Consider the following 15,660-nt stretch of genomic DNA (forward strand, 5'->3'; position numbering starts at 1 on the left):
CTCAGGAAATCAGTTTTTCAAGTTCATCTGCTGATAAACGATTGAGAGCCTCCAAGGATTTAGCCAAAACATCATGAACGGGCTGCAAATCAGGTTGCAGGGCTTGTACGGCGGCGCTGAAAGCCGCCAGATCGGCACTGGCGAACAGGCTGGCCAACGGCACTTCGAAGCCCAACAACTCGCGCAAACGCAGGGCCACCTGAGTGGCCAGCAGCGAATGGCCGCCGAGTTCGAAGAAGTTGTCCGTCAGGCCGACTCGCTCCAGCTTCAACACGTCGGCCCAGACCCCGGCGATCTGCTGTTGCAGTTCACTTTCAGGCGCCACGTAGGTGTTTTGCAGCAGGCTGGCATCCGGTTGCGGCAGGGCCTTGCGGTCGAGCTTGCCGTTGGCGGTCAGCGGCAGGCTGTCGAGCAACAACAGGTGCGCCGGCACCATGTAATCCGGCAGGTTGTGCTTGAGCGCCTGGCGCAGGTGCTCACGCCACGGGCCCTGTTGATCGAGCTCGACCGACTGATCGGCCACCAGATACGCGACCAGTTGCACGCCACCGGCGCCTGGCTGATCGAGCACCACGGCCTGACGGATTTGCGGCAGCGCCAACAATTGCGCCTCGATTTCCCCCAGCTCGATCCGGAAACCACGGATCTTCACTTGATGGTCGATGCGTCCGGCGTACTCGATCCGGCCATCGGCGCGATAGCGCGCCAGGTCACCGGTGCGGTACAGCCGCGCGCCGTCGTCAGCGAACGGGTTGGGCACGAAACGCAAGGCGCTGAGGTCGGCACGCTTGAGATAACCGCGTGCCAGCCCGGCGCCGCTGACGTGCAATTCGCCGATGCAGCCCTTGGCCACCGGTTGCAGGTCGGCGTCGAGCACGTACCAGCCGAGGTCCGGGATCGGTTCGCCCAACGGGCTGCCGGCATCCTGTTCGAGATCGGCCAGGGTCAACGGACGGTAAGTCACGTGAACCGTGGTTTCGGTAATGCCGTACATGTTGATCAGTTGTGGCGCAGCATCACCGAAACGTTCGAACCATGGACGCAGGCTGCGCACTTCCAGCGCTTCACCGCCAAACACCACGTAACGCAGCGACAGTTGCGCATCCTGCGGTGCGTCGCAGGCGACTTGCATCAGTTGCTTGAAGGCCGACGGCGTCTGGTTGAGCACGGTGATGCGCTCGCGGCTCAGCAGCGCATGGAACTCCTGCGGCGAGCGGCTGACGCTGTGCGGCACGATCACCAGACGCCCGCCATGCAACAGCGCGCCGAAGATTTCCCAGACCGAGAAGTCGAACGCGTACGAGTGGAACAGCGTCCAGCGATCCTCGGCACCGAAGCTGAACCAAGGGTCCGTGGCCTGGAACAGACGCAGCACGTTGTCGTGAGCCAGCAGCGTACCTTTCGGCTTGCCGGTGGAGCCCGAGGTGTAGATCACGTAAGCGAGGCTGGCGCTGTCGGCCCAGACCTGCGGATCGGTTGCCAACTGATCCTGCCAGCGGCTGTCATCCCCCAGCAGCAGGGTTTCGACGCTGTCGGCCACCGCCAGGTGATCGAGCACCCCCGGCTGCATCAGCAGCAAGGCAATGCCGCTGTCTTCGATCATGTATTGCAGACGCTCGGCCGGGTACTGCGGATCCAGCGGCAGGTAAGCGCCGCCGGCCTTGAGGATGGCGACCAGGCCGACGATCATTTCGATCGAACGCTCGGCAGCCAGACCGACCAATACATCGGCGCCGACGCCCCGTGCGATCAGGGCATGGGCCAGGCGGTTGGCACGGGCGTTGAGTTCGCCGTAGCTCAATTGCTCCTCGCCCAGGCTCACGGCAATGGCCTGCGGTGCCCGACGCACTTGTGCTTCGATCAGCTGTGGCAGGGTGCGGGTTGGCGCAAAGGTGGCCGGCGCACGGTTCCAGTCCTGCAACACCACCCGGTGCTGCGCGGCATCGAACACACTCAGATCGGCCAACAGACGTTGCGCCGGCGAGTCGGCCATTTGCTGCAACAAGTGCTGCAAGTGGCCGCCTATCTGCTCGATCTGCGCAGCGCTGAAATGTTGCCGGGCATAGGCAAATTGCAACGACAGGCTGTCGCTCAGGTCCACCAGCACTGTCAACGGCAGGTTGGTCTGTTCCTGGCTGCACGCCTGACCGAAACGCAAGCCTTGCGACGCACCGCTGTTCAGCGCTTCCGACACCGGGTAGTTCTCGAACACCAACAGGCTGTCGAACAAGCCTTCGCCACGCTGCCCCGACCAGCGCTGGATGTCGGCCAGTGGCGTGTATTCGAATTCGCGCATGGCCAGGTTCAGCGACTGCACTGTTTGCAACCACTCACCGAGGGGTTGCTCGACACGCGGGGTGGCGATCACCGGCAAGGTGTTGATGAACAACCCGACCTGTTGCTCGACGCCTGGCAGCTCGGCCGGACGCCCGGCGACCGTCGCGCCGAACGCCACGGTCGGTTGCCCGGTGTAACGCTGCAACAACAGCAACCAGGCAGCCTGCACCACGGTGTTGAGGGTGACCTTGTGCTGACGGGCGAATGCGCCCAGACGTTGCGTCTGCTCACGGTCCAGCCAACGAGTTTGCTGGTCGTAACCGCTCTGGCCAGCGGTCGCCAGCGTATCAAGGCAGCTGCGGGCCAAGTGAGTCGGTTCATCCAGGTCAGCCAGTCGCTCAGTCCAGAAGCGTTCGCTGGCCTGACCGTCCTGACGCTGCAGCCAGCCGATGTAATCAGCATAACGGCCCAGCGGCGCGGCCGGGGTTGCACCGGCGTAGCGCTGCATCACTTCGCCGAGCAACTGCGAGTTGCTCCAGCCGTCCATGAGGATGTGATGGCTGGTGTAGATCATTTCGTGGCGGTCATCATCGGTGCGCACCAGCGCCAGACGCAGCAACGGTGCCTGCAACAGGTCGAAGCCCTGTTGCAGTTGCTCCTGCGCCAGCATGTCGAGCGCCGCCGGCAGGTCAGCGCGATCTCGCCAGTCATGCAGGCTGAACGGCAACTCGGCCTGGCGCTGGACGATTTGCAGCGGCTGTTCCTGCTCGGAGATCCACACGAACCGCGTACGCAGAATCGCATGGCGGTCGACCGCACCCTGCCAGGCCTGACGCAAGCGCTCGGGATCCAGGCCTTCAACGCTGACGCGCATCTGGTTGATGTAATCGCCCGATCCTTGTTCGTACAGGCTGTGGAACAACATGCCCTGTTGCATCGGCGACAGCGGGTAGATGTCTTCGACATCGGCGCCGGCACCCGGCAAGGCGTCGAGCTGTTGCTGGTTGAGCGACGCCAACGGGAAGTCCGACGGCGTGATGCCGGCGTTCTGCGCGGCGCAGCAATGCTCGATCAGCGCCGCCAGTTCGATCGCGTACTCATCGGCCAGACGTTGAATGGTCGCTTCATCGAACATTTCCCGGCTGAACGTCCAGCCCAGGCTCAACTCGCCACCGTAGACCTGACCGTTGAGTTCCAGCCAGTTGCCCAGCGGCGCCAACGGGCTCTGTTCGTCGCCGGCCTTTTCACTGGCCGGGGCGAACAGTGCGCCGTCATCGAACTGGCTGTCGAACTGGCCGAGGTAGTTGAAGGTGATGCGCGGTGTCGACAGCGCCGCCAGCTCACGGCGGGTCGCTTCGTCGCCGAAGTAACGCAGCACGCCGAAGCCCAGGCCCTTGTCAGGAATCGCCCGCAGCTGTTCCTTGATCTGCTTGATCGAACCGTCAAGCGACGCGGTCGGGGTCAGGCGCACCGGGAACAGGCTGGTGAACCAGCCGACGCTGCGGCTCAGGTCGAGGTCGTCGAACAGGTCTTCACGACCGTGGCCTTCCAGCTGAATCAAGGTCGAGGCGTGCCCCGTCCAGCGGCAGATGACGCGGGCCAGCGCGGTCATCAACAGGTCATTGACCTGAGTGCGATACGCCGCCGGCGCCTGTTGCAGCAGTTGTCGGGTCAGCACTTGATCGAGGCGCGTCTGTACGGTGTGCGCATCGCGGTTTTGCAGGCTGGCCTGCGGATGGGTGCACGGCAGGTCGACAGGCGCACCCGCCAGTTGTGCGCGCCACAGTTCGAGTTCGCCAGCGCGTTGCGGCGCGTGTTGTTGCAAACGTTCGGCCCAGTGCTTGAAGGCACTGGTCTTGGCTGGCAGGCGCGGGGTCTTGCCGTCGATGCGCTGCTGGTAAGCGCTTTGCAAATCTTCCAGCAGAATCCGCCAGGACACACCGTCCACCACCAAGTGGTGCACCGCCAGCAGCAAGCGTTGCGAACCATCGGCCAGAGTCACCAACAAGCCACGCAACAGCGGGCCGTGAGCCAGGTCGAAGCTGCGTTGTGCCTCAAGGCAAGCGTCCTGCAACTGTTGTTCATCGCTGACACTCGCCTGCATCAGCAGGCTGTGTTGCACCGTTGTTGCCTGATGATTTGCGGTCCAGCCGCTGGCCGTTTCGGTGAACGACAGGCGCAAGGCATCGTGATGCGCGACCAGTTCTTGCAAGGCTAGCTCAAGCGCATTTGCCTGAATGCTCACGGCCGGTTTGAGCATCACCGACTGGTTCCAGTGATGCCGCTCGGCAATGTCTGCCGCAAAGAACCACTGCTGGAACGGCAGCAACGGCGTGGCGCCACTGACCGCGCCCTGATCGATCTGCGCCGCGCCATCGCCCAGCGTCGCGACGCCCGCCAGCGCCTGGACGGTCTGGTACTGGAACAAGTCTTTGGGGGTAAAGCGGATTCCGGCCTGACGGGCACGAGCCACCACTTGAATCGAGATGATCGAATCGCCACCCAGTTCAAAGAAGTTATCGGCCAAGCCGACTCGCGGCAGTTTCAGCACATCGGCCCACACCGCAGCGATACGCTGCTCCAGCTCATTGCGCGGCGCGATGTATTCGGCTTTGCCGGCGCCCAATTCAGGCTTCGGCAGCGCCTTGCGATCCAGCTTGCCGTTGGGACTCAACGGCATCTGCGGCAGCGTCAGCCACTGGTTGGGCACCATGTATTCCGGCAGCCCGGCGTGCAGATGACGCATCAGAATGTCGCGCCAGTCCGCGCGTTCTTCGTTCAGCACCACGTAACCGGTCAACAGTTTGCCGTCGATCACCAACACCGCGGCTTCCCGGACATTGGCGTGTTCGAGCAGACGCGCTTCGATTTCACCGAGTTCGATACGCAGGCCGCGCAGCTTGACCTGATGGTCGATTCGGCCGGCGTATTCGATCACGCCGTCGGCGCGGTAGCGCGCCAGGTCACCGGTGCGATAGAGCCGTTCGCCGGCGCCATAAGGGCTGACCGCAAAACGTTCGGCGGTCAGCGCCGGACGCTGGTGGTAGCCGCGCGCGAGACCGACGCCCGCCAGGTACAACTCGCCGAGCACGCCGGTCGGCACCGGCTCAAGGTTATCGTCAAGGATGTAGCAGCCGAGGTTGGCAATCGGCTGACCGATCGGCACGCTGTCGCGGCCCTCCTCCACACACGTCCAGTGCGTCACGTCGATGGCCGCTTCGGTCGGGCCGTAAAGGTTGTACAGCCCGGCAGTTGGCAGTTTGGCGAAGACTTGCTGTTGCGCATCAGCCGGCAGCGCTTCACCGCTGCAGACGATGCGTTGCAGGCTGGTGCAGGTGGCGACGTCGGCGTCTTGCAGGAAGGCTTGCAACATCGACGGCACAAAGTGCAGCGTGGTGATGTGTTCGCGATTGATCAGCGCCACCAGTTTCGCCGGATCGCGGTGATCGCCCGGGGCTGCGACGACCAGACGTGCGCCGGTCATCAGTGGCCAGAAGAACTCCCACACCGACACGTCAAAGCTGAACGGGGTCTTTTGCAGCACGCTGTCGCCCGCGCCGATTTCATAGGCCTGCTGCATCCAGCACAGACGGTTGGTCAGGGCGACATGACGGTTGCCGGCGCCTTTCGGTTTGCCGGTGGAGCCGGAGGTGTAAATCACGTAGGCAAGGTTTTCACCCGTGACCGCTACATCCGGATTGTGGCTGGCAAAGCCCTCCAGCGATGCTTCGAGCAACAGGGTTTGCACCTGTCCGCTCAGCGGCAAGGCATCGAGCAGATGCGCCTGAGTCAGCAACAGCTGCACGCCGCTGTCTTCGATCATGTAGGCCAGGCGATCCTGCGGGTATTCAGGGTCCAGCGGCACGTAGGCGCCACCGGCCTTGAGCACGGCCAACAGCGCGACGACCATTTCGATCGAACGTTCGGCGGCGATGCCGACCAGGCTTTCAGGTCCGACTCCCAGCGCCATCAGCTTGTGCGCCAACTGGTTGGCGCGGGTATTGAGTTGCGCGTAGCTCAGGCATTCATCGGCGTATTTCAGCGCCATGGCGTCCGGCGTGCGCAGCACTTGCGCTTCGATCAACTGCTGCACGCTCAGGTGCAGCGGGTACTCGGTGGCAGTGGCGTTCCAGTCTTCGAGAATCTGCTGACGCTCTTGTGCGGCGAGCATCGGCAACGCGGCGATCGCCTGTTGCGGCGCAGCGACAATCGCCCGCAGCAATGCCTGCCAGTGTTCGAACAGGCGCGCGATGGTCGTCGCCTCGAACAGATCGCTGGCGTAGGTCAGACTGACCATCAGCCCGGCGGCGGTTTCGGTGGTGTCCAGGGTCAGGTCGAACTGGGCGGTGGCGCTGTTCCACGGCAAGCCTTCGATGCGCAAACCCGCCACATCGGTGACCGGCGCGGCATCGCGCTGGTGGTTGAACAGCACCTGGAACAACGGGCTGTGGCTCAGGCTGCGCTCCGGCGCCAGCGCTTCGACCAATTGCTCGAACGGCAAATCCTGATGCGCCTGGGCGCCCATTGCGGCCTGACGAGTCTGCGCCAGCAGATCACGGAAACTCAGGTCGCCGGCAAACTGTGCACGCATCACTTGGGTGTTGACGAAGAAGCCGATCAGGCCTTCGGTTTCAGCGCGGTTGCGGTTGGCAATCGGCACACCGACGCGGATATCGTCCTGACCACTGTAGCGGTGCAACAGGGTCTGGAACGAGGCCAGCAAGAGCATGAACATCGTCACCCCCTCACGTCGGGCAACCTCCTGCAATTGCGTACTCAACGCGGATTCCAGCGGCGCATCCAGCCGCGCGCCACGATAGCTCTGCACCGCCGGACGCGAATGGTCCAGCGGCAGCTCCAGCACCGGTTGCTCGCCGCCGAGTTGAGCCCTCCAATAATCGAGTTGACGCTGACGTTCGCCGGCCTCCATCCACTGTCGTTGCCACTGGGCAAAATCGGCGTATTGCAGCGTCAGTGCTGCCAGTTCGAGCGGTTGTCCGGCGCATTCTGCGGCATACATCGCCATCAGTTCGCGCACCATCACTTGCATCGACCAGCCGTCAGAAACGATGTGGTGCTGCGTGATCACCAGCACATGATCATCCGCGGCCATCCGTAGCAGGGCGACACGCAACAGTGGCCCGTTCAACAGATCGAACGGTTGGCGAATCTGCGCCTGCACCCAATCCGCCAGACCCTCTTCGGTGTTGAGGCGGTGTTGTTCAATCGTCAATTGTCCCTGCGCATGCACCATCTGCACGGTGCGTTCGTCGTCTTGACGGAAAGTGGTGCGCAACGGCTCGTGACGGGCCACCAGTTGATTGAAGCTGTGCTGCAACGCCGCGATGTCCAGCGCACCGCGCAAACGCAGTGCACTCGGCACGTGGTAAGCGGCGCTGTCCGGCTCCAGCTGCCAGAGGAACCACTGACGTTCCTGGGCATAAGACAACGCCAGTGCATCACCGCGCGGCACCGCCAGCATTGGCGCGCTTTCGCTGTGTTGCAGGGTCGCGCAGGCGGCCGCGAAGGCTTGCAGCGTCGGCTGCTCGAACAGGGTGCGCATCGGCACATCGAGTTTGAGCGTCTGGCGGACCCGGGAAATCACCTGGGTGGCGAGCAACGAGTGGCCGCCGCGTTCGAAGAAGTGATCGTTGAGCCCCACCGCGCCGGACTCCAGCACGGCTTCCCAGATCTGCGCCAGTTGCACCTGCAGCAAGGTCTGCGGCGCGGCATAAGCGCACAAATCCTGGCTCAGTTCGGCTTTCGGCAGCGCGGTGCGATCCAGTTTGCCGTTGTTGTTCAGGGGCAACGCATCCAGCAACAGCAAGTGCGCCGGCACCATGTAATCGGGCAGCACTTGTTGCAGCGAAGCTTTGAGCGAGCCCAGCCACTGCGCCTGCGCGGTCGCCGGTTTTGTGCCTGTTTCGGGCACCACATAAGCCACCAGTTGTGCGCCCCCCGGGAAATCCTGAGCGATGACTGCGGCGGCGCGCACGCCTTCCTGCGCTTGCAGACAGGCTTCTATTTCGCCCATCTCGATGCGCAAGCCACGAATCTTCACCTGGTGGTCGATCCGCCCGGCGTATTCCAGATCGCCGTTTTCGTTGTAACGGGCCAGGTCGCCGCTGCGGTACAGCCGCGCCCCTGCCTCGGCGGCAAACGGGTCTGGCAGGAAGCGTTCGGCGGTGAGGGCCGGACGGTCGAAATACTGCTGCGCAAGACAGGCGCTCGCACCAATGCACAACTCGCCGACACCACCGGCCGGCAGCAACTGCCCGGCACTGTCGAGCACGTACAACGCGCGGCCGGGGATGGCTCGGCCAATCGGAATGCCGAAACTATCGCTGGCATCGCTCAGGCGGCAATCGTGGACGCTGGACACCACCGTCGCCTCGGTCGGCCCGTAGGTGTTGAGCAAGCGCACGTGGCTCAACCCGGCCTCGTGCCACAGGCGCAGGCCTTCGACCGACATCGCTTCACCACCGACGTGAACCTGACGCAACGGGCCCAGGCTGGCGATGTTGCCGCCAGCGCATTCACGCGCCAGCAAGAACCAGTAAGCCGCCGGCAAGTCCGCCAGGGTCACGCCATGGCCGACGATCTGGTCGGCCAACTGGATAACGTCCCAGAGTTCGTCACCGCGCATGATCAGCGCCGCACCGACACACAGCGGCGGATAACATTGCTCGACAAAACCGTCGAAGCTGAACGTCGCAAATTGCAGCACGCGATCCTCGGCGGTGAGCGCCGAATACTCGGCACCGGTCTGGCAGAATTCGCGCAGCGCCGCGTGAGCAATCGCCACGCCTTTTGGCTGGCCGGTGGAACCCGAGGTGTAAATCACGTACGCCAGGTCATCGACCGTGGCGTGATTCAGCGGATCGCTGTCCGGATAAGCGCCCAGCGTCTCGATGATTTCGCCCAGGTGCAAATGTTCAAGACCTGCCGGCAGCGGCACGTCTTGCAGCAGAGCGGACTCATCGAGCAGCAGATCGACACGGCTGTCTTCGATCATGTAGGCCAGACGCTGGGCCGGGTAGTTGGCATCCAGCGGTACGTAAGCGGCGCCCGTCTTCAGCACGGCCAGCAAGCTGACGATCATTTGCGGGCCACGACGCAGCGCCAGACCGATGCGTTTGCCCGGTGCGGCACCGCTGGCCAGCAGACGGTGAGCAAGGCGATTCGCCTGACGGTTGAGTTCGTCATAGCTCAGACACTGTTCACCGCACTGTACGGCCAGTGCCTGCGGTGTGGCTTTGGCCTGCGCGGCAATGCGCTCGTGCACCAGGCCGGTGTGCTGCAATTGCAGCGCCGGCGGCTGGCAATGGGCGAGCATGGCGTGCGTTGCAGCTTCATCGAGCAACGTCAGGTTGCCGAGGCAAGCGGTGACGTTGGTGATCAATTGCTCAAGCAAGTGGCGCAGGTTGGCGCAGAGCATGTGCACTTGCGCGGCGCTGAATCGCGCGGCGTCGTAGCTCATCTCCAGGCTCAGCGTGGCGCCCAGTTCGATGCCCAGCGTCAGCGGATAGTGAGTGCGTTCATGGTTATGCAGGTTGCCGAAGCTCAACCCGGCCGGCGCGCCCTGTTTCAGCGCCTCGGCGACCGGGAAGTTTTCGAACACCAGCAGACTGTCGAACAGCGCCGAGCCCTGATGCCCTGCCCAGCCTTGAATGTCGTACAACGGCACATGCTCGAATTCACGCAGGGCGAGGTTCTGCGCCTGCAGATCACTCAACCACTGCCCGACGTGCTGATCCGGGCGCGGGTTGCACACCAGCGGCAAGGTGTTGATGAACAACCCCAGTTGCTGCTCGATGCCCGGCAGCGGCGCCGAACGACCGGCCACCGTGGCGCCGAACGCCACGCAGTCCTGCCCGGTGTAGCGTTGCAGCAACAGGCTCCAGGCCGCTTGCAGCAACGTGTTGAGGGTGACTTTCTGCTGACGGGCGAACTCGCCCAGACGCCGCGTTGCGGCGGCGTCGATCACCTCGCGATGCTCGTCTGTGCCGTGGCCAGCCACGGGCGCACGCACGGCATCGGCAAGCAGTGTCGGCGCCTGCAACGGCGCCAGCGCAGCGTTCCAGAACGCCTTGCCAGCGTCTGCCGATTGCTGCTGCAACCAGCCCATGTAATCGCGGTAATGCCCCACCGGCGCCGGCAATGAACGCGCGTCGGCGTAGTGCGAAATCACCTCGCCGAGCAGTTGCGCGTTACTCCAGCCGTCCATGAGGATGTGATGGCTGGTGTAGATCAAGTGCCAGTGATCGGCACCGGTGCGCACCAGTTTCAGGCGCAACAACGGCGCGCAGTCGAGTTCGAAACCCTGCGCCCGCTCCGTCTCGGCCAGCGCATCGGTGTCCGTGTTGTCCAGCACCTGCAGCGGCAGTTGCACTTGGCGGCTGATCACTTGATGGGCGCTGTCCAGGCCTTGCCAGTGGAAACTGCTGCGCAACACATCATGACGCGCCAGCGTCGCTTGCCAGGCGTCGGCAAAACGCTGCGGATCGAGGCCCTGGATGTCCAGGCGCATCTGGCTGATGTACGCCTCGACCTGCGGTTCATACAGGGTGTGGAACAACATGCCCTGCTGCATCGGCGACAACGGATAAACATCTTCGATGACAGCGGCGGCGACCGGCAACGCCTCCAGTTGCGCCTGGCTGATGCGCGCCAACGGGAAGTCCGACGGCGTCACTTGCGCAGTGTCGAGGGCGCAGCAGTGCTCGATCAGGGCAGTCAATTCTGCGGCGTAGCGATCAACCAGACGCTGCACAGTGGCGCTATCGAACATCTGCGAGCTGAAACCCCAACTCAGGCTCAATTCGCCGCCATAGACCTGGCCTTCGACCGTCAACCAGTTATCCAGCGGCGCCTGTTGATCCTGGGCGACACCGCCAAACTCGGTGGACGGCACCAGCAGCGCCTGCTCATCGAACTGACGGTCGAACTGCCCCAGATAGTTGAAGGTGATGCGCGGCGCAGGCAATGCAGCCAGTTCTTCGCGCACCGACGGTGCGGCCAGATAACGCAGCACGCCGTAACCCAGACCTTTGTCCGGTACCGCGCGCAGTTGTTCTTTGATCGCCTTGATCGAACCGTCGAGGTCCTCGGTCGCCACCAGATTGACGGCGAACAGGCTGGTGAACCAGCCGATGCTGCGCGTCAGGTCAATGTCGTCGAACAGGTCTTCACGACCATGGCCTTCCAGTTGGATCAGGGTGCCCGGCTGACCGCTCCAGCCACTGATGGTGCGCGCCAATGCCGTCAGCAGCAGATCGTTGACCTGGGTGCGATAGGCCGCCGGTGCCTGTTGCAGCAATTGGCGGGTGCGCTCGGCGTCCAGACGCCATTCGATCTTTTGACCGAAACGGTTTTGCAGGCTGCCTTCAGGGCGTTCGCACGGCAGATCCTGCGCGGTGTTGTGCTGGGCTTTCCAGTAAGCCAGTTGATCCTCAAAGCGCGAAGCCTCGGTGCTCAGGCGCGCCGTCCAGCGCTGGAACGCACTGGTCTTGGCCGGCAATTGCACACCACCGCCCGCCGCGAGTTGTTCGTAGGCTTGCTGCAAATCTTCCAGCAACACGCGCCACGACACACCGTCCACCACCAGGTGATGGAGGATCAGCGACAGGCGCTGACTGCCATCGGCCATGGTCACTAACACCGCGCGCAACAGCGGCCCGTTGGCCAGATCAAGACTGCGCTGGGCTTCGTCGCAATGGGCGCTCAGTTGCTCGGTCGTCTCGGCCGTGCGCAGCCACACGTCAGCGCGTTCGATCTGTGCTGCGTACGCTTGCTGCCAGCCGTCGACGCCCTCGACAAAACGCAGGCGCAAGGCATCGTGGTGATTAATTACATGGGTCAATGCCGTGTCGAGCCACTGAGCATTCAGCGCCTCACGCGGGGCCAGCAACAGGGACTGGTTCCAGTGCTCACGCTGCGGCATAGTCCGGCTGAAGAACTGCTGCTGGATCGGCCCCAGCAACGCTTCGCCCGTCGCCGGCGCCTGATCCACCGAGCTGTGGCTGTCGAGGATTGCGACCAACGCCAGACTGCGCACAGTCTGATACTGGAACAGGTCGCGCGGGCTGATGCGGATCCCGGCCTGCCGCGCGCGGCTGACCACTTGAATCGAAATGATCGAATCACCGCCCAGCTCGAAGAAGTTGTCTTCCAGACCCACACGCTGCAGACCGAGCACGTCTTCCCAGATCGCGGCCAGGGCCTTTTGCATGGCATCCTGCGGCGCAACGAAGGCTTGCTGCGGCGCGGCATCCGGTTGCGGCAAGGCTTTGCGATCGAGCTTGCCGTTGGCGGTGACCGGCAGCCGGTCCAGCGTCAGCAGGTAGGTTGGCACCATGAATTCCGGCAGGCTGCCGAGCAGCCAGGCCTTGACGTCCTGTGGCCATTGTTCGTCTGCCTGAGCAGTTTCCAGCACCAGATAGCCGACCAGGTGTTTGCCGCCCTGCACCAGCACCACGGCTTCACGCACCAGCGGATGCTGCATCAGGCGGGTTTCGATTTCGCCCAGCTCGATACGCAAGCCGCGCAACTTCACCTGATGATCGAGACGCCCGAGGTATTCGATGACGCCGTCGGCACGTTGGCGCACCCGGTCACCGGTGCGGTACAGGCGCGCGCCGTCGTGGAACGGGCACGGCACAAAACGCTCGGCAGTCAGCGCCGGGCGCTGGTGATAACTGCGCGCCAGCCCTGCCCCGCCCAGATACAACTCACCGGCGACGCCGCTCGGCACCGGCAACAGTTCGGCGTCGAGCACATGCGTGCGCAGGTTGGCGATCGGCCGACCGATCGGCACGCTGTCGGCGCCTTCGTCGACACAGGTCCAGTGGGTGACGTCGATGGCCGCTTCGGTCGGGCCGTACAAATTGTAGAGCCCGGCGTTCGGCAGCTTGGCGAACACTTGCAGTTGCGCATCCAGCGGCAGCGCTTCGCCGCTGCAGACAATGCGCTTGAGGCCGACACAGGCCTCGACGCCCGGCTCATGAATAAACGCCTGCAACATCGACGGGACAAAGTGCAGCGTGCTGATGCCGTAGCGGTTGATGGTTTCGATCAACAGCGATGGATCGCGGTGCGCACCCGGTGCGGCCACGACCAGACGCGCGCCGGTCAGCAGCGGCCAGAAAAATTCCCAGACCGACACGTCAAAGCTGAACGGGGTTTTCTGCAACACCGAATCGCTGGCATCCAGTCCGTAAGCCTCCTGCATCCAGCACAAACGGTTGACCAGCGCCGCATGACTGTTGCCGGCACCTTTCGGTTTGCCGGTGGAGCCGGAGGTGTAAATCACGTACGCGAGATTCAGCGGATCGACGACCACATCGACACGGCCTTCGCTGTAGCGATCCAGCCAGTCAGCTTCCTGATCGAGGGTAATGACGTTCACCCCCGCCGTCGGCAGGGACGCCAGCAGCGCACTCTGGGTCAGCAGCAAAGTGATGCCGCTGTCCTCGACCATGTAGGCGAGACGCTCTTGCGGGTATTCCGGATCCAGCGGCACATAGGCGCCGCCGGCCTTGAGAATCGCCAGCAGGCCGATCACCATTTCCAGCGAGCGCTCGACGCAAATGCCCACCAGACTGTCGGCCCGCACACCTTGCTCACGCAACAGATGCGCCAATTGGTTGGCCCGGGCATCCAGTTGCGCATAACTCAGGGTTTGCTCGGCGAACACCAGCGCCGGGGCATTCGGGGTGCGCGCCACTTGGGCTTCGATCAATTGATGAATCGGCTGCCCGCTCGGATAAACCGCTGCTGTAGTGTTCCAGGCATGCACCAGCGTGTGCTGCTCATCCGCGTCCAGCAACGGCAGTTCGCCAATGCGTTGCGCAGGATCGGCAACCATTGCCTTGAGCAGGCGCAACCAGTGGCGCGCCATCCGTTCGATGGTCGGCGCGTCGAACAGATCGCTGGCGTAAGTCAGTGCAGCGTGTAGCTTGCCGCCCTTCTCGTAGGTGTCGAGTGTCAGGTCAAACTGGGTGGTGCGGCTTTGCCATTCGAGGCTGTCGAGCACCAGGCCCGAGGCCGTGCTGAGGGCGGCGATATCGGCCACCTGCGGCTGGTGGTTGTACATCACCTGGAACAGCGGCGTGTGACTGAGGCTGCGTTCCAGTTTCAGCGCTTCGACCAGTTGCTCGAATGGCAGATCCTGATGGGCCTGAGCGCCGAGCGCCGTCTCTTTGATCGCTTGCAGCAACGCATCGACGCGGGTCTGGCCATCCACTTTTGTGCGCAGCACCTGGGTGTTGACGAAGAAACCGATCAGGCCTTCGATCTCGGCGCGATTGCGGTTGGCAATCGGCACGCCGACGCGGATGTCGGTCTGCCCGGTGTAACGGTGCAGCAGCGCATTGAACGCGCCGAGCAACAACATGAACAACGTGACTTGATGCTGTTGCGCGGTGGCGCGCAGTTGCTCGGCCAATTGACCGTCGACGGCAAACTCGTAGCGCGTGCCGCGATAGCTCGGCATGGCCGGGCGCGAATGGTCCAGCGGCAACTCCAGCACCGGGTGCTCATCCCCCAACTGCGCCTGCCAATATTCCAGTTGCCGCGCCTGCTCGCCGGCTTCCAGCCAACGGCGTTGCCACAGCGCGTAATCACTGTACTGCACCGGCAGCGCTGCCAGCGCCGGTGGCTGGCCGGCATCAAAGGCGTCATAGCAACGGATGAATTCGTCGATCAGCACGTTCATCGACCAGCCATCGGAAACGATGTGGTGCAGGGTCAGCAGCAATACGTGCTCCTGCTCGGCGAGCTTGAGCAAGGTGACCCGCAGCAACGGACCGACGGCCAGATCGAACGGCAACACCGATTGCTGCTCGGCGGCACGAACGACAGCCTGCTCGCGTTCGGCGGCCGGCAGCGCGCTGAAATCTTCGTGACGGATGTTCAAGGTCGCCGTGGCCGGCACTTGCTGCAGACTGTCATCCGCCTGCCGCTGGAACACCGTGCGCAGGGTTTCATGGCGGGCGACCAGTACGGCAAACGCCTGCTCCAGTGCCGACAGATTCAGCCGCCCGCTCAGGCGCACCGCACCCGGCAAGTTGTAGGCGCCACTGTGCGGGTCCAGTTGCCAGAGAAACCACATCCGTTGCTGCGCGTAAGACAACGCCTGGCGATCGTCGGCCTCGATCCCGGCGGGAATCGGGAACCGGGCGAAATCCACGCCCTCCTTTTGCAGGGCCGCAAGGAACATCTGGCGCTTTTCCAGGGGCAACCCGATAAACCGGCGAGCAAGTTTCAAGGAGTCTTCAGCATTCATTTCTTAGCATCCGGATCAGTAGGCAGGAAGCACAAAGGCACGTCGTCCCTATAAAACGAATGCACACCGGAAAAATTAGCGAATGAGAAGAAGTATCA

General features: G+C 63.3%; 1 protein-coding gene. It reads right to left on the reverse strand.

Annotated elements, in window-relative coordinates:
• Position 1: 1 nt before the first annotated feature.
• The gene (locus tag A8O26_RS03975) at positions 2-15,562 is read right to left on the reverse strand and encodes a non-ribosomal peptide synthetase (RefSeq protein WP_064116864.1); all 15,561 of its coding nucleotides are present in this window, start codon (positions 15,560-15,562) and stop codon (positions 2-4) included.
• Positions 15,563-15,660: the final 98 nt, after the last annotated feature.

Origin of the sequence: Pseudomonas fluorescens (assembly GCF_001648775.1) — a bacterium.
Lineage (GTDB): Bacteria > Pseudomonadota > Gammaproteobacteria > Pseudomonadales > Pseudomonadaceae > Aquipseudomonas > Aquipseudomonas fluorescens_M.

What these genes read in the sequence shown, in the direction of transcription:
- A8O26_RS03975 (WP_064116864.1), bottom strand. Translation starts at nt 15,562, where the DNA reads ATGAATGCTGAAGACTCCTTGAAACTTGCTCGCCGGTTTATCGGGTTG.